We start from the raw sequence: 267 nt of genomic DNA on the forward strand, positions 1-267 counted from the left end.
GGGCTGCTCCACTTCCTGAATACCATTCCTCCATCAATGAAGTTTGCGGCAGCGTTTCTGGTCGGTGCGATGCTGGCGTTCGATATGGGCGGCCCCATCAATAAAACCGCCTGGTTCTTCTGCTTCTCACTGCTGGAAAAACACATTTATGACTGGTACGCCATCGTCGGCGTTGTCGCGCTGATGCCGCCCGTCGCGGCGGGTCTTGCGACGTTCATTGCGCCCAAACTGTTTACCCGACAGGAAAAAGAGGCTGCCAGTAGTGCC

At 56.2% G+C, this 267-nt stretch carries 1 pseudogene; it reads left to right on the forward strand.

Going from position 1 to position 267, the window contains the following annotated elements:
- Nucleotides 1-267 (forward strand): annotated as a pseudogene (locus tag SB765_RS30225) (hypothetical protein); the annotation flags it as partial.

Source organism: Pseudomonas sp. SIMBA_067 (assembly GCF_046534675.1).
GTDB lineage: Bacteria > Pseudomonadota > Gammaproteobacteria > Pseudomonadales > Pseudomonadaceae > Aquipseudomonas > Aquipseudomonas putida.